Annotated in this window: 10 protein-coding genes and 1 pseudogene; 3 read left to right on the top strand and 8 right to left on the bottom strand. The window is 35.8% G+C overall.

Annotated elements, in window-relative coordinates:
• Positions 1-585 precede the first annotated feature (585 nt).
• The 7 genes from ACP6PL_RS00905 to ACP6PL_RS00935 form a co-directional block, all read right to left on the bottom strand.
• Complete coding sequence (locus tag ACP6PL_RS00905) at positions 586-1,329, bottom strand: pentapeptide repeat-containing protein (protein WP_426541572.1); 744 nt, start codon at positions 1,327-1,329, stop codon at positions 586-588.
• A gap of 12 nt (positions 1,330-1,341) precedes the next feature.
• Positions 1,342-2,199, bottom strand: coding sequence for a pentapeptide repeat-containing protein (locus ACP6PL_RS00910; protein WP_426541574.1), 858 nt, complete (start codon positions 2,197-2,199; stop codon positions 1,342-1,344).
• A complete protein-coding gene (locus ACP6PL_RS00915) occupies positions 2,174-4,339 on the bottom strand; it encodes a pentapeptide repeat-containing protein (RefSeq protein WP_426541576.1) in 2,166 nt (721 codons plus the stop codon). The genes ACP6PL_RS00910 and ACP6PL_RS00915 overlap by 26 nt, the downstream gene beginning before the upstream one ends.
• A 240-nt stretch (positions 4,340-4,579) precedes the next feature.
• A complete protein-coding gene (locus ACP6PL_RS00920; protein ID WP_426541578.1) occupies positions 4,580-5,554 on the bottom strand; it encodes an FkbM family methyltransferase in 975 nt (324 codons plus the stop codon).
• 318 nt (positions 5,555-5,872) lie between these two features.
• Positions 5,873-6,451 carry an AAA family ATPase gene (locus ACP6PL_RS00925; protein ID WP_426541743.1) on the bottom strand — a complete coding sequence of 193 codons (579 nt, stop codon included), beginning with the start codon at positions 6,449-6,451 and terminating at the stop codon, positions 5,873-5,875.
• A 135-nt stretch (positions 6,452-6,586) separates the two neighbouring features.
• Positions 6,587-6,949, bottom strand: coding sequence for a ParA family protein (locus tag ACP6PL_RS00930; RefSeq protein ID WP_426541580.1), 363 nt, complete (start codon positions 6,947-6,949; stop codon positions 6,587-6,589).
• Positions 6,950-7,171: 222 nt separating this feature from the next.
• Positions 7,172-9,448 carry a heavy metal translocating P-type ATPase gene (locus ACP6PL_RS00935; RefSeq protein WP_426541583.1) on the bottom strand — a complete coding sequence of 759 codons (2,277 nt, stop codon included), beginning with the start codon at positions 9,446-9,448 and terminating at the stop codon, positions 7,172-7,174.
• A 931-nt stretch (positions 9,449-10,379) separates the two neighbouring features.
• On the opposite strand from ACP6PL_RS00935, the gene ACP6PL_RS00940 reads away from it, so the two are divergent.
• Together ACP6PL_RS00940 and ACP6PL_RS00945 are read left to right on the top strand one after the other, a co-directional pair.
• The gene (locus ACP6PL_RS00940; RefSeq protein ID WP_426541585.1) at positions 10,380-11,132 is read left to right on the top strand and encodes an ABC transporter ATP-binding protein; all 753 of its coding nucleotides are present in this window, start codon (positions 10,380-10,382) and stop codon (positions 11,130-11,132) included.
• 233 nt (positions 11,133-11,365) lie between these two features.
• Positions 11,366-12,283, top strand: a pseudogene (locus tag ACP6PL_RS00945) (Rpn family recombination-promoting nuclease/putative transposase).
• A gap of 265 nt (positions 12,284-12,548) precedes the next feature.
• Here the strand turns inward: ACP6PL_RS00945 and ACP6PL_RS00950 are convergent.
• The gene (locus ACP6PL_RS00950) at positions 12,549-14,222 is read right to left on the bottom strand and encodes a DUF3352 domain-containing protein (protein WP_426541587.1); all 1,674 of its coding nucleotides are present in this window, start codon (positions 14,220-14,222) and stop codon (positions 12,549-12,551) included.
• 394 nt (positions 14,223-14,616) lie between these two features.
• On the opposite strand from ACP6PL_RS00950, the gene ACP6PL_RS00955 reads away from it, so the two are divergent.
• Positions 14,617-17,200: HEAT repeat domain-containing protein (locus ACP6PL_RS00955; RefSeq protein WP_426541589.1), on the top strand; the 2,584-nt coding region annotated here is incomplete at its 3' end.

Raw genomic sequence — 17,200 nt, forward strand, 5'->3', positions numbered from 1 at the left:
CCTTCTTCCTTACCTTCTCTATACAATACCAATGCTACCGGACATGATATAATATTTATAAATTAAAAGCCAGCAAACTAAATCATACATTCCTAATTGAGTCAGTACCTGAACCTATAAACACTTTAGGATTATTTGCTTTTGGTTGATTGTCTTTATTGGGAAATTCACTGCGTAAATCTTTTAAAAAGTAATTAAACAGTTATTGGCGAAAAATTATACAGAGGGTATTTTTTTACCTCCTTTGATTATGGCGTGAATGGCGAGCGCTATCCAAAAATAGTTGGTACAACAGGATTTTTGATTAGGCGATCGCTCTTTTTGTTATTGGCACATTAGTACAAAGTGAAAACTTTTTGTAATCGCCTTTAAGATGATTGCCTTTTGCCTTCTGGGTAATTTTAGGTAAGTTTAGTAGAACGGATAATTCATTGATTTTTCTAAGAAACTGCTTGTAAACTCATCAAAACCTCTCTCCTCGTAGGAGAGAGGCTTATTCACCCCCATTCCCTTGTAGGGAAGGGGGGCAGGGGGGTTAGGTTTGCGCGGATTCATCAGTTCCATGCAATACTTCTCAAATAGCTTCTAAGGTTCAGCATTATCTAGTTCCTTTCTGAATTCTGGATCGAATGTTGCTGATTCCCAATTTTTAGCTTGCCGTACTTGTTCAGGCGTTAGTTCTTTAGCCCCACTCAGGTCAGCATTACTCAGGTCAGCATTACTCAGCTCAGCATTACTCAGGTTAGCATCATTCAGGTTAGCCCCACTCAGGTCAGCATTACTCAGGTCAGCATTACTCAGGTCAGCCCCATTCAGGTTAACCCCTATATATTTACCCTCACTCTGGTCCAATCTAGTCAGGATTGCCCCATTCAGTTTAGCTCCACTCAGGTTAGCTCCACTCAGGTTAACCTTTTCCTCTTCAGATTTCAAAATATTTTTAAACGGTCCCTGGCGAGCGTTCTTAAGGTTAACATCTCTCAGGTCAACACCTCTCAGGTCAGCCTTATTTTCGTGAGCTTTCTGTAACTGAACTATTGTCAACTTCGCCCCTTTAAAGAGAACGCCTTCGAGTTCAGTGTCTTTGAGGTCAACGCCTTTAAAGTCAACCCCTTTCAGTGTCGCCCCTCCCAACTTCGCCTTTTCCAGCTTTGCTCCTTCTAGCTTCGCCTCTGTCAAGTCAGCCTCTGTCAAGTCAGCCTCTGTTAGATCGCTACCTCTCAAGTCAGCCTCAATCAATATAGCCTTCTTGAAATTAGCATTTTTTAAATTTGCATTCCGCAGGTTAATACCCGTTAAATCTGCATCTTTTGCCTCTAGCCACTCCAAATCCTCTCCTTCCTAGACCAATCTTTCCAATCCTAAACGAGTACCACCAAAAACTTTTTCGTTATCAGAGTTAATAATTTCCCAAGTGCGATACTTAGATTCGTAGTCAACTTCGATTAATGTATTAATCAGAAGAAATAAAGCACCAATAATCGATAGTTTCTCTAACTTCTCCAAAATCGGAAAAATATCTAAGTGAGCAATAGAATAGTTCAGAGATTCGATCCATCGTTCTATTTTGAGAAATTCCCAATCACGCAGCAAGTAAACCCTCAAAGAATTTCGAGATTCTTGGAAAAGGTGACTCTCATAGTATTTCTCAAACAGATGATTGTAAATATGGGGCGGAAGTTCAACATCTTTGGCTTTCTCAAAAAAATGTTCATTCCAGGTTTCTCGATCGGCCATCCCTTTGAGTTGGTAGAGTTCCTCTAGGGTGGTGTCGATATTTTTCCATTGCTCTTCTGATGCGTCAATATTAATTTCATTGTCAGATATTCCTTGTATTCCTGCAATGGTTGTTGAGCTGCTAATTTTCCAATTGCAGATGTTGGCATTTGTCAGATCGGCTTGATTGAGATTGGCACCTTGTACACAAGCACGCTCTAAAATAGCATTACACAATTTACTCCCTTGCAAATTAGCCAGGGATAAATTTGCATCAGTGAAATTAACCTCATTTAGTTGCGCTCCTGCCAAATTAGTCTGGGTTAGATCCGCATCTGTAAAGTCAGCTCCATCTAGCTTGGTATTACTCAAATCAACATACCGAAGATTAGCATTACGAAAGCTAGCTTGTTTCAGGTCTAATCCTGACAACTTCACCCGATACAGATTGAGAGAATCAAAATTTTTTGAGCTTAATACCATTTCTAATATCTCCGTCTACTATTTTATTATTCTTTACTTGAACAACCCAATTTCTGACTTTCGGATATTTCAGATAAGTATTACCAGTGGCAACACACTCTAATCCTTTCACTTGAGTCCAGATGGCGTAGTCCAACTTCGCCCCACGAAAATTGACACTTGTAAATTCAGCACCGCTGAAGTCAGCTTCTGTTAAATTTGCTTCACCAAAGTTGGTACTATTTATACATCTGAAGGAGACAGCTAAATCGCGAAATATAGAATATTGAGATTTGATTTTTTGAAGCTGAAAGGATTGCTGTTTTGCCTCAGCAATTTTGTTTTTTGTGAATATTAATATTAGCCACGAAACAAAAGATAAAACAAATAATACGAAGACAGACGGTAAAATTTCTATTATAGAATAAATATAGAATTCAAGAAAATAAGAATTAGGTTGACCATATTGAAGCCAGTCTATGAAAAAAATGATAATAGTTATTGAATTTGCTACTAAACAGGAAGTAAACAAAACAAACAATATCAACCCTAAAAAATCCAAAAATTGGTAAATCAATTTCTTTTTAATTCTTGCTTTTAACCAAGTCATAAACTTGTGAATATACAAAAATGAGCCAGGCAATAAAAATATTAGCCAGACGCTTATAGTAAGAACAAAAAATAATAACCAATTATTGATATTCCAATCTAAGTATGGGGTATAAGAAAATCCAAAGAAGATTAAATTGGTTGGTAATACAAGGTTAATAAAAAACCACCAACCCAGCCATTTTGCAGACCGTTCAGACCTCAAAGATAAACTAGCAAAATTGTAGTTTGATAGAACCAATAATGAAAACAACCAAACTATTACAATGAATGTAATTATGTCAAAAACTTTTAATTTGAAAATTGTTAAATCTGAATCAAATAAGTTACTTGGATTATTTTGAGTACATAAAAAATAGACCCAAAATAAAATTGATGAGACCCAAAATAGGCATTTTAGTATCCTTATTTTTTTAGCTTTTATAAGTTGCCACAACTTGAAAAGAATGTATAATTGCAAGGGAATTACAAGTATCGAAATAATCAAGTACAAGTAATAAATATCTGATGCAACTGAATTCAATAAATATGTACTCCAACTAGAAGCAAGCGAGAAAGCAAATATAGACATTCTTAGTCGGAAAAAAGCTTTGAAGATATTTATATAAGTTTCTCTATTATTGGCATCAAATAGAGTTGAATAGGCTGCAAGTGATAAAAATAGCAAAGATATAACTGGCAAATTAAATGTTATTGAGCTGAGAATTAATAACAAGTTACTTTCATCTAGTGGCTCTAGTTGTTGTGGTAAGTCTAGTTGGTTGAGGAAGTCTACTTTCTTTAGCAAAGACAGTAGGTTTGGGAAGTCTATTTTCTCTAGTAAGTCCAGTATATCAATGGATAAAAATGAAAAAAGAACACAACAAACAGACAAAAAGCTTAAGATTATCAAAACAGGAAAATTCTGAAATAATTGTCCTAAACTTCTCCAAGATTTACTCATCGAAAAACGATAAATTGGGGAAAGTAGAGAAACTGCCAATCCCCAAAACAATAGATTTCCGAATAGTCCCCATAAAGGCTCATTGAAAGTTTTCAGCCAAAAAGCCAATATTCCTAATACCCAAAAAAGCACAGCAATATTGCCCTGACTTTGAGATAGATGGATTAAATAACCTACAGGAATAAGGAGCGCTAATGAGAAAAAATCATTAGGATCATTATTGATTAAATCTATTTCACCTTCCCTAGAAAAAACCAATAACTTAATTACATTCATAGTCAGATATGCTGCAAAAAGCAAGAAGGCGAAAAACCAGGTATATGTTGTCCGATCGTTTTCACTTCCAGCTTTGATATCATGTAATATAGCTTTTACCATCCTAGCTCTTCTAAAATTTGTTCCTTTTAGATCGCATCCGGTAAAATCAGCTCCTCTTAAGTTGCATCCGGTAAAATTAGCTCCAGATAGATTATATCCAGCAAAAGATTGACCTCGCAAATCCAAATTGCTAAAATTTCTTTCCCCTTTGTTATATTCTTCGATTATTTTCTCAACTGACTTTTTTTCCCGTTTCTTTTGTTTTAATAAATTGCCTTCTGTTTCACTCATCCTCAATCTCAAAAAAGCTATCAAAGTATAATTTAGCGTTGCTGAATGAATTTGTAATTTTGCTACACCCGGAATGAAGTTTATAGATTTTAGCCATCTATTGTGATACCCATACATCAACAACAACGCCTATAATTGTAGCAGATAACAATCCTAAATTATTTCTCAAAAAAAACTGTAGGAGTTTGGTTTGCAAACCAAACTCCTACAAATATAGAGCAAAATTATTCGGAAACTAAATTACACTCTAACAGCATATATCGCTCCAATATTGCTACTACGAGGCAAACGAGAAAAAATGGCAAAACCAGCTTGACGCAAATAATCAGCTAATTTCTCAGGCCCTTTGTAATGCCATTCCATCATAATTACTTTGATTTGATTTAGTTGTCCTTTTGCCACTAAAGAATCAAATATTTCATACTCAGAACCTTCACAGTCAATTTTAGCAATAATATCCATATCTGGATGCTGAGAAATTATTGAATTTAGCTCTTCACTGATAGGTTTTAGACTAATTTCTTCTGTCGGTAAAGATTGATTTTCCAGATTTTTTTTTCGATTTTCTGTAACTCCTTCAACTCCAATACTTCCTCTTAATTCATTATCAAATTCGACCTTTACTGTTTTTTCTTCAGCAGCAACTCCATAACTAAATGGTTTAATTTTATGGGCAATTTCTGGGTTTAAATCAAAGTTATGCAATGCTTGATCGTAAGTAACTTTAAAAGGTTCGTAACTCCATACTGATTTGACATTTTCCTGCCTGGCAAAATACAGACTGGCCAATCCTGTATTCATACCAATATCTAACATAACTACAGGTTTTTCGTAGATACAATTATAAATTCCTAACCAAAAAATTTCCCAAATAATAGAAAGCTCTTCCTCAGTTTGAATATTGACTTTGATTCCCTCAACTTCTAAAATCAATTCATCATTTGCGCCTATAGAAAATTTAGCATTTAATTTTTTCTTGAGAAATTTTGCTTGATTTAATGCCTTTTTTGTCAGCAGAAAATCATATTTTTCCTTTTCAACATATATTTCCAGGGGTTTGAGAAATAATTTATCTGAACCAGGTTCAACTTGTACATCATTAAAACTCATATTGAACTCTGGAATTTTCTCTACCCAATACCAATTAGGTATCTTCTGGAAATTTTTCACATTTCTCAGAAAATTCTTAGTCTTTAACAATGGTTGTGTTAACACTATTATTATTCCTCTCAACTAAACAAACAGTCTCTTTGAAGCAAATAGAACATTAATGTTACTACTTTTACTTCCCACTAAACTTAATATAACACCCAGATGAAGAATTATGATCTTAATTATCATAACATAACTTTCATGGGTCATACTATAGCAATCCTATTTTAGTTGTAGTATTTTGGTGGTAGTTAGGAGTCAGGAGTCAGGAGTCAGGAGTCATAATTTCAAAGACTTTCAATTGAAATAAACTATTATAAAACTTGTTACAACCTATTTAGGATTGCTATATCATTGGTGTCAAAATTATTGAGATTAAATTTATAATTTTGAGACTAAATATTTGACATTTTCGACAGCTTCTGCATATCTATGTTTAGCCAAAGTAATTTCTTTTCCATCTGGCATTTCAAAAGTTTGCCCTTGCTCAGGAAGTTGATGTAAAGGAATCCCAAGAGATGCAGAGACTTTTCCTGAAGAATGAAAATCTTTGACATTGGTAACATAAGCAGTTTGCCATGTACTTAGACAATCTAATGAATTATTATTCTTAGTAAAATATTCAGGAAATTTTTGATATTGTTCATAGCAAAAACTAATTAATTCTTGTCTAATAGAATCATAGGCATTAGCCACACCTTTATTACTCGTGTAATTATTAAAAACAAATTGTTTTATTTTAGGTAATTTAAGCTCGAATCGCTGAACTTGTTTATTAAATGTGACAATATCACTGGCATATTTTTTGAGAGATTCTGAAGGATATTGTTCATAAAGTAACATTAAAATTCCTTGAATTCCTTTTAATGAAGTAAAATCAGCCATCATGGGAATTATTAAATAATCAGAAGAAAGTAACGCCATCTGTGTATATATCGAAAAACTAGGATTACAATCTATAAAAACAACTAATTCTTTGAATTTTTCCTTGTAAAATTCACTTCAACATAATCTTTTTATTGCTGTCATATAATCTTTCCATGCTGAAATTTTTGCTGGATTAATTACAGCATAATTAAGAGCTAAAGATAAAGATTATAAAAAAGAATCGCCAGCAATTAAATACAGATTTTCTAGAATATGCTCATTATAGAGAGACGCTCGAACTTTATAAGTAGAATTTTTTGGCAATGATTTGTCAGCATTACCTTTCAAAATCCAATCAACAAAACCTACTACATTACGTCTTTTGTAAGCTGATTGTAACTTTTGATTATTATCATATCCTTCCTTTCCACCCCCAAGCAAAAATTGAGATATATTAGCTTGAGGACACATATCAATAACTAAAATTTGCTTCTCTGGATTTTGTTCAGCATACAATATAGAAGCATTGGAACATAAAGTTGTTTTACCAACACCACCTTTATTATTGTAAAAAGCATAAACTTTTATCATCTAACACTTCGTCTTAATCGAATAATAGAAATTTTTATAAAAGATTTTTAAACCCTTATGAAACTTTTCCAAAATCAGTGTTTTTGGAGATGTCTAATAGAGTAATATAGCATATAGTAATCCTAAATAGGTTAGAAAATTTTGTCGTAGGGGTTTAGTATCTAAACCGAAGCCAAAATGGGATTTGGAAACCAAACTCCTACAGTACAAGTATGAAAATTACTATAGATTTACTTTGGGTCTAAATTTCTTTAAACGTAAAGCATTTGTCACCACAGAAACGGAACTAAATGCCATTGCTCCACCTGCAAGAATTGGATTTAATAACCAACCAGTTAAAGGATACAAAATACCGGCAGCAATAGGAATACCTAAAGTGTTATAAATGAAGGCAAAAAACAGATTTTGACGAATATTTTTCATGGTGGCACGACTGAGTTTAATTGCCGTAACAATGCCAGTTAAATCTCCAGAAATTAATGTCAGATCGCTAGCAGCGATCGCTACATCTGTACCTGTACCAATAGCTATTCCGACATCTGCTTGAGCCAATGCTGGAGCATCGTTAATTCCATCTCCTACCATCGCGACAATTTGATGGTTATCGCTTCTTTTTTTCTTTTCTAATTGCAGATTTTTGATAGTTTCAGCTTTTTGATCTGGCAGCACTTCAGCAAATATTCTTTTAATGCCAACTTCAGCAGCAATAGCTTCTGCTGTTTGGCGATTATCTCCTGTTAACATTACTACTTCTATTCCCATTTCTTGTAATGTTTGAACTACATTTTTTGAGGATGGTTTTAAAGTATCAGCAATGGCAAATATTCCTTCAATTTGACCATCAATTGCTATCCAGGCAGTAGTCTTACCATCAGCTTGTAATTTCTTTTGATGACTTTGCAAATTAGTAATATCAATTCCTAATTCATTCATCCAGCGAGAAGTACCAATTTGTACTAATCTATCTGAGACAATTCCTTGTACTCCCATTCCCGAAATTGCCTCAAATTTTTCTGGTTCTGCTAAAGGAAATTCTACTCCTTGAGCTTGAGCATATTCAACAATTGCTTCTGCCAAAGGATGTTCTGATTTTCGTTCAACTGCTGCTGCTATTTTTAACAATTTAATTTCATTTTCATTGGCAGTTCCTTGAGTAGTTATATAGTTAGTAACTTTGGGTTTTCCTTGGGTAAGCGTACCTGTTTTATCTAAGATAATTGTCTGAATTTTATGAGCAACTTCTAAACTATCTGCACCTTTAATTAATATTCCATTTTCTGCACCTTTTCCAGTTCCCACCATGACAGAAGTAGGAGTAGCTAATCCCAAAGCACAAGGACAAGCAATTATTAATACACTAACCATAGTAATTAATGACATGGTTAAATTACCAGTTATACTAATCCAAATCAGAAAAGTAGCGATCGCTATTCCCATTACAACGGGAACAAACCAAGAAATTACCATATCTGCTAGTTTTTGAATTGGTGCTTTTGAACTTTGTGCCTGTTGAACTAATTTAATTATTTGGGCTAATACTGTATCTTTTCCGACTCTGGCAGCCTCAAATTTAAAACTACCAGTTTTGTTAATTGTTGCGCCAATAACTTCATCTCCCGATTGTTTTTCTACAGGCAAACTTTCACCAGTTACCATAGATTCATCTACTGTGGAATTACCTTCTTTTATTACCCCATCCACAGGAATTTTTTCTCCAGGACGCACCAAAACCAAATCGCAAATTTTTACCTGTTCAATGGGAATATCTATTTCTTTTTCCTCTCGAATAACTCTAGCAGTTTTTGCCTGCAAACCCATCAATTTTTGAATAGCTGCTGAGGTTTGTTTCCGGGCGCGATGTTCGAGCAGTCTGCCTAATAAAATTAGAGTGATAATTACGGCTGCTGCTTCATAATAAACATCTGGATTTAATCCTTGCTTGGTAAAAAAATCTGGAAAAAATGTGGGAAATAAAGAATATAAATAAGCTGCCCCCGTACCAAGAGCAACCAAAGTATTCATATCTACAGAACGATTTTTTAATCCTTTTCCAGCACCAATAAAAAATGATTTACCGCACCAAAAAATTACAGGAGTAGTTAAGACTAATTGTAGCCAGGAGTTATGTAACCACATTGGTATCCAGGGAATATTTAATCCAGTCATCATCGGCAACGAACCAATAATTAAAATTCCACTAATAATACCCCCGACAACAACTTTATTTATCATTTGTCGTTCTATTCGGCGATTTTCTCTATCTTTTTCTGCCAGATTTATTGTTTCCTGAAGTGGTTTTGCTTTAAAGCCAATATCTGTTACAGATTGTTTAATTTTGTGTAAATTTGTTTTGTGGGAATTATACTTAACTGTTGCTTGTGCCATAGCAAAATTAACTTGACATTCTGCTACACCAGCTACATTTTCAATAGCTTTTTGAATTTTATTAGCACAGGCAGCACAACCCATACCTTTTAGTTCTAAGTATGTTATTTCCATAATTGCCTCCTGATGAGTAGGGAGAGAAATTATAGTGCTACACGCTAGGGAATAGGGAATAGGGAATAGGGAATATTAGACTCTAAAATGGTTTCAGGATTGATAAATCTCCTAACCTTAATGCGTAACACTATAAAACTAATATCTCTATAATAAAGTCTCCAGTCAAATGGAGAGTCAAGTAGTTTATTCGGTTTTTTTCAATAGATATAGCAATCTTATTTTAGTTGTAATATTTTGGTGGTAGTTAGGAGTCAGGAGTCAGGAGTCAGGAGTCAGAATTTTCAAAGCTTTCAGTTTAAATTAGCTATTATAAAACTTATCACAACCTATTTAGGATTGCTATATGAACTTTGACGTTATTCCGACTCCAAGACTGGGCTATGGGAAAGTTAATATAAAGTAAAGAATTAAAGCATAATTTACACTTGAAAAAATTATTGATGTTTTCCGTGAATATAAACATCTTATAGTGTTTGTCAAACTAATAGTCATCTCGGAAAAATATATAGGCTTTTTGCCAGAGTAGAAAATATCCGAGATTTTACAACTTAAATCATATTCCTATAAATGGTATAACACCAATTTGAGAAAAGAATGTTAGGAATAATAAGGGTGATAAAAAGACTTTACAGGAGATCCCTTTTGGACTAAGTAGAACAAGGAAAAAAAAGATGTTGGATATTTAGCTATAAAAAGCCTCAAGTAATTGATATGAAATATTTCCGAGCAAGTTTATAATTTGAGACATAAAGTACAAAATTTACCACGGTCTACTTAACAATATAAGTTATGAACTAATAAATGGCATCAAAGCCATTTATTCTGACTCCTGACTCCTAAAAAAAAATAGTATTTGTAGCAAACATTTATTAAATTGGTATAACATGGTAATTGTGCTAATCAATTAACATCAATATCAACAATAAAAATGAACAATAAAATAGCTATTTCCTGTACTCATGCCAATAAAATTTATGCTAATGGTACTGTTGCCTTGCAAGACATGAACTTGACAATTAATCAAGGAGAATTTGTAACTATTGTCGGGCCTTCTGGTTGTGGAAAAAGCACAGTATTACGATTAATAGCAGAATTAAGTGAAGTTAGTTCCGGCAAAATTGAATCAAATATAAATAAGGATAAAAATGAGTTAGCTTTTGTATTTCAAGAACCAGCTTTAATGCCTTGGTCTCATGTGATTGATAATGTACATTTACCTCTGAAATTAACAGGAAAATCTCTCAGAGAATCTCGCACAATTGTACAAGAAGCAATTAATTTAGTCGGATTAAATGGTTTTGAAAATTCTTATCCACGACAATTATCGGGTGGAATGAAAATGCGAGTTTCTATTGCTAGGGCGTTGGTAACTCAGCCAAGAATTGTTCTGATGGATGAACCTTTTGGTGCTTTGGATGAAATGACTCGTAGTAAATTAAATAGCGATCTATTAGATGTATGGCAAGAACGAAATTGGACTGTAGTTTTTGTGACTCATAATATTTATGAAGCTGTGTATTTATCCCAAAGAGTAATTGTGATGGCTGCCCGCCCTGGTAGAGTAGTAGCAGATGTTAAAATAGATGCGACTTATCCCCGTAATGAAAACTTCCGAATGTCGCAATTATGTAATGAATATTGTCGAGAAATTTCTAGTTATTTGCAAGTTGCAGTTCATTAATTAATAATGGATAATGGATAATGAATAATTACTTTTCCATAAACGCAAGATAATTGACGCTTAAGGAAAAAATTTATTTCTCTTAGTCAATTTAAAAGAGGAGGATTTTAACCGGAATTATTTAATTAATATTTACTAATTATCCATTAGTTAGTAAATATTTAGCTGTCAGTTATTGATTTATTGTTTACTGAAATATCTGGTATAATTCAACCAAATTCAGGATAAAAAACATGAGATTCATTAGCCCGAAAATAGATTATGTATTCAAAAAATTTTTTGGCTCCGAGGAAAGTAAAGATATCTTAATCAGTTTACTCAATGCCATTATTTATGATGGAGAAAAAACTATTCAATCTTTAACCATTATTAATCCTTATAATCCTGGTCAAGTGTTAACTTTAAAAGACACTTATTTGGATGTAAAAGCAGTCTTGGCTGATGGAAAAATTGTGGTAATTGAAATGCAAGTATCATCCATGACAAGTTTTGGTAAACGGGTAATTTATAACGTGGCGAAAGGATATGCAAATCAATTAAAAGCTTCTGATAATTATATTAGACTTAAACCAGTAATAGCTGTGACAATTACCGATTTCATTTTGTTTGAAAAAGCCCAGAAAATCATTAATAAATTTGTGTTTAAAGAAGAAACGGAAAATTTTCAATGTTTGGATGAGGAATTACGATTAGTATTTGTGGAATTACCCAAGTTCAAGAAAAAACTAGCAGAGTTAAAAACTTTAGCAGATAAATGGATTTATTTTCTCAAAGAAGCTTCTAGTTTTGATGAGATTCCGCCTTCATTAGAAGAAGTATCAGAAATAGAATGAGCTTTAAATTTAGCGAATCAAGCTGGTATGACTGTAGAAGAATTAGAAATAGCACAAAATCGGGCAATGGCATTACAAGATGAAAGAGGGAAAATAATTTTTGCTAAAGAAGAAGGGAGACAAGAAGGAAAAGAAGAAGGTAGACAAAATGAGGCGATCGCCTTAATAATGCGTTTACTGAAAAAGCGTTTTGGGGAAATTGATACGAAAACAACTAGCAAAATTGAAAATTTAACGATTGAAGAGTTAGAAAATTTGGGGGAAGATTTCTTAGATTTTAAGAGTATAAATGATTTAGAAAATTGGCTTAATATTTAAGCATTCAACTATTGCTGTTAGTGTCTGATCAAAACTGTATTTCAACCCCCCAATTTTGTTGGGAATAAGATTTTATGGAGACCAATATTTTAGATCAAATCCGGTAGCATCGGTAGAAAAAAGCGTAGAAACCGGGTTTGTTTTAAATGCCCCGCTATCAAACTTCTACCTCCGACAAACCCGGTTTCTGATAACACTTCTGTTGCCAAGCAGATTTGATATTATGGCGAGCAAGATGCTCGCACTTATAACTGAAATGACTGGATTATTTTGTTTCCTGTTTTTTCAATTTCACAAACACATCATAACTGGTTGTGCGACTATTACTAACAATAGATGTCACCCCAATAGACTCCATACCATCTACCCAAATTTTTTGATTTGCAGGTAATTGTGGAATAGAAAGATTTTGAGGATTGAAAGTTCGATTAATATCAATGAAAAAGTTACCATTAAAAGATTCTGACTCTAATGGTAGAGTTTCTTGTAAGACAACACTTTCCGCCATAGAATTTGTCGGTGCAGGCAATATTTGATTTTCCACAGATCCTCCCAAGGTGAAAAATGCCACATTCCCATTCAACCAACCACGAATTACAGTAAAACCACCAAATGGGGAAGTCCATTTCACCACAGGTTGTCCGCTAGCAACAGCTTCGCCTACTTCAAATTCTCTTTTCTTCATTGCCTCATCTAATTTTTTCAGAGACTCCTCGGCAGCACGGCGATCGCTTGCCTTCACCATAAACACAAACCCCGCAGCAAATCTTTGTAACTGATCCTTCTCTCTAGGAATAGGCAACAAAGACAAAGAATATTCTCCCGCCATCCAGTTGATAAATTCATTATCTAAATCCATCCCAATTCCATTCTTCACAGTTTGACGGAATGTATCTGGATTAATGGGAGCGATGGGATTAGCTGCTGCACCCTTGACATAATCAGACCACATTTTCTGTAAATTACTACCAGATATCATCATCAAAGCATTTCCAGGAACTCGATTTAACATTCCTGTCGCATTATTTTCTACAGTAAACTTTTTCTGACTATTTGGTTTGAGCCAAGAAATTGCTTTTAAATCTATACCTTCAGGAACTATGTTGACTGTTGCTGCCATTCCCTGGTTATCCTCAAGTTGTTTGAGATTTTCCTCAGACACAGGAGTAACAGATTTACTAGAAGTATAAGCAGCAGCAACAGGAATATTTACATATACCTGAGCAAAAGGTGCAGAAGTTTCCAGTGTTTGGAGCGCTTCTCTATAACCAGGAGCTTTTGCAAGAGATTCGTCTCCTTTATATATATCGATCGCTCGGTTTATTGCAGTTTGAGAATTAGTAACTACCAAAAACTTTCCTCCCAATGCTGCAACAGACATATCTTGTTTAGGTACTCCTTCTGTTTCTGTAATTTCAATACCTCTGTAGGTACGTTTAACTAATTTACCTTCTTTAAGGGAAGGCGGTTTGTCTAAAATTTGTTTAGCTGCAGTTGAATCGGCGATGGGCAATACCATCATAGTTGCTTGTTGAGCGGGGGGTGGTGGTGGAGAATCGGGAGTAGTTGGATTAGAAGGTTCTAAAGTAGATTTGCGTAAAAAAGCGATCGCTACTTCCTCGCCCACCCAAGGTTGAATATCTCGTTGATAATTATAGCCATAGGTAGTTAGGAAGCGATCGCGCAACTGCCCCAACAATTTTTGCAAAGCAGCTTTTGATTCAGGAGTGCCAAACTGTTGTAAATTTTCCCATTGAGTAGAGTCAGTAGAAAGATGTAAAGTCATCATTGCATCCTTGGGGACAACCTCGGCACCCACGGGCAAATTGTCTACTGTTTCTTCCGAAGATATGAGGATATAGCCAGCGACACTGCCGATAATCATTAAGCAGGCTGCTCCTATTAAGGTTAAAGGTAAGGTTTTATCTTGTTTTTTCATTCTTAAAAGTTAAATTAGGGAGTAGGGAATAGGGGGTTAGGAATTGGCAATAGATATTTGTCCAAATGGTATTATAGATATAATTTACGCTAATGGATTAAAGAGTAAGAATAATCAAATAAATCTCACTTCTGACTTCCAATATAATCTCTGGATAATAAGTGATAAAAAAGTTTTTGTTTGTAGTAGGGCTTTAGCCCATCCAATATAATGTCCGGATAAGTAAGTAATAAAAAAGTCTTTGTTTGTAGTAGGGCTTTAGCCCGAAGATAGATATTTCAATGGGCTAGAGCAACACTACGAACTTTTAATACTTTCCACCGGATATGATATAACTTCTAACTTCTAACTTGAAAATTATGACTTCTGACTTCTAACTTCTAACTTCTGACTTATGATTTGGAGGCCCTATCTAGAATCAATTTGCCGAGAATACACCCAATGGTGGGAGGTTTATACTCTGACGGATGTGGCAGGAAAAAAGTCTCTTCAGCAACGGCAAAATATTTCTCCACTGTTGGACTTGGGTTTGATGGTACAAACTATTGAGTCGGAGGAAAAACAGAGGGAACGTCCAGAAGAGAAAATTGAACGGTTGACGGTTTTGGAGGGTTTGCGGAAATATGCCCCCAATCATGTTTTATTGGTGGGAAGACCAGGATCGGGAAAATCTACTGCTTTGGCCAGATTATTGTTGGAGGAAGCAGATAAGGCTAAGTCTGGATCAAATGGCCAAATTCCCATTCTCATCGAACTACGCTACAGTCAAACTTCCGTACTTGACAGAATCCAAAAATTTATCCATAAACACCACCCCAACATAAATATACATACAGCAACTCTAGAAACTTTGCTCCATCAAGGTGAATTTTTACTGCTCTTCGATGGGTTTAACGAGATGGCATCGGAAGCGGCACGACAACAGGTGAGAATGTTTCGGCAAGACTACCCCAAAACTGCCATGGTGTTTACCACGCGAGATTTGAGTCTGGGGGGAGATTTGGGGATTGAGAAAAGGTTGGAAATGCTGCCTCTGACGGAATCTCAAATGCAGGAGTTTGTCTGTGCTTATTTGCCGGAGCATGGTGAAAAATTATGGCAGCAGTTGCAGGGGAGGTTGCGGGAGTTGGGGGAAACTCCCATGTTTTTGTTGATGTTGTGTTCGGTGTTTGGTTATAACAAAGTAATACCTGCGAATCTGGGGTTGGTGTTTCGGAGTTTTACTCAGAGTTATAGGAGTCGCCTCAAGCAAGATGTTCCGGTTGATGAAAGTTCAAGACGTTGGTGGGATAGGTTATTGCAGGAGTTGGCGTGGGTGATGACAAATGGGGAGTCGAAAACTGAGATTATGGTTGCTATTTCTCGGCAAAAAGCTGAGGAGGTGTTGGCAGAGTTTTTGCGAGAGGAGGTGGTAGCTCCGACTGACTGTGCGATGCGTTGGTTGGAGGATTTATTGGAGCATCATTTGATTCAGGTGGGAGATGATGGTGAGATTTCGTTTCGCCATCAGTTGTTGCAGGAGTATTATACGGCGGAAAGGTTGTTGTCGCTGTTGTCTGGTTTGAGTGACTATGAGTTGCAGTGGGATTATTTGAATTATTTGAAGTGGACGGAAGTTGTGGCGTTGATGTTGGGGTTGGTGGAGGATGAGGTGTTAGCGGTGCGGGTGGTAAGGTTGGCGTTGGAGGTAGATTGGTTTTTGGGGGCGAGGTTGGTGGGAGAGGTGCAAGGGAGGTTTCAGGAGCAGGCGTTTAGGGAGGTTGAGCGGTTGGAGTTGCCTGGGTTGGTGAAAGTTGAGTTGGCGGGGTTAACGAAGTCGGACGCTGCTGTTCCGGGGTTAGTTAAATTTCTAGAAGACTCGGACTCTGATGTGCGTAGGAGTGCAGCAGATGCTCTGGGTGAAATAGGTTCCGAAAAGGCAATTCCGAAATTAATTCCACTCATAGAAGACTCAGAGTCTGATATGCGTAAGAGAGCAGCAGAAGCTCTGGGTAAAATAGGTTCCGAAAAGGCAATTCCGGGATTAAATCTACTCCTAAAAGAATCTGACTCTATCGTGCGTAGTATTATAGCATCAGCTCTGGGTAAAATAGGTTCCGAAAAAGCAATTCCGGGATTAAATCGACTCCTAAAAGACTCTGACTCTATTGTACGTACGAGTGCGGTATCAGCTCTGGGTAAAATAGGTTCCGAAAAGGCAATTCCGGGATTAAATCGACTCCTAAAAGACTCTGACTCTATTGTGCGTACGAGTGCGGTATCAGCTCTGGGTGAAATAGGTTCCGAAACTGCAATTCTGAGATTAATTCTACTCCTAGAACACTCAAACTACGATATCCGTAGCAGGGCAGCGGAATTTCTGTATCAAACAGGTTCAGAAACAGCTCTTCGCCACTTAATTTCACTCCTGGAAGACTCAGATTCTGATATACGTTGGATAGCAGCACTAGCTCTAGTTAACATTGGCTCGGAAACTGCCATCCCTAGATTAATTTTACTCCTAGAAGACTCTGACTTTATTGTGCGTAGTAGTGCAGCATTAGCTCTGCGTAAAATAGGAATAAGCTCTGAAAAGGCAATTCCAGGATTAATTCAATTATTAGAAGACGCTGACTCTTTTGTCCGTTATAGTGCAGCATCAGCTTTAGGTAAAATAGGTTCTGAAAAGGCAATTTCGGGACTAATTCAATTGTTAGAAGACTCTGACTCTGATGTGCGTTATAGTGCAGCATCAGCTCTGGGTAAAATAGGCTCCGAAACTGCCATCCCTAGATTAATTTTACTCCTAGAAGACTCTGACTTTATTGTGCGTAGTAGTGCAGCATCAGCTCTGGGTAAAATAGGCTCCGAAACTGCAATTCCTAAATTAATTCCACTTCTAAAAGAGTCAAACTTTATTGTGCGTAGTAGTACAGCAGAAGCTCTGGGTAAAATAGTTTCAGAAACTGCTGTTGCGCCATTAATTTTACTCCTAAAAG

Origin of the sequence: Dapis purpurea BLCC-M126 (assembly GCF_050015975.1) — a bacterium.
Classification (GTDB): Bacteria; Cyanobacteriota; Cyanobacteriia; order Cyanobacteriales; family Microcoleaceae; genus Trichodesmium.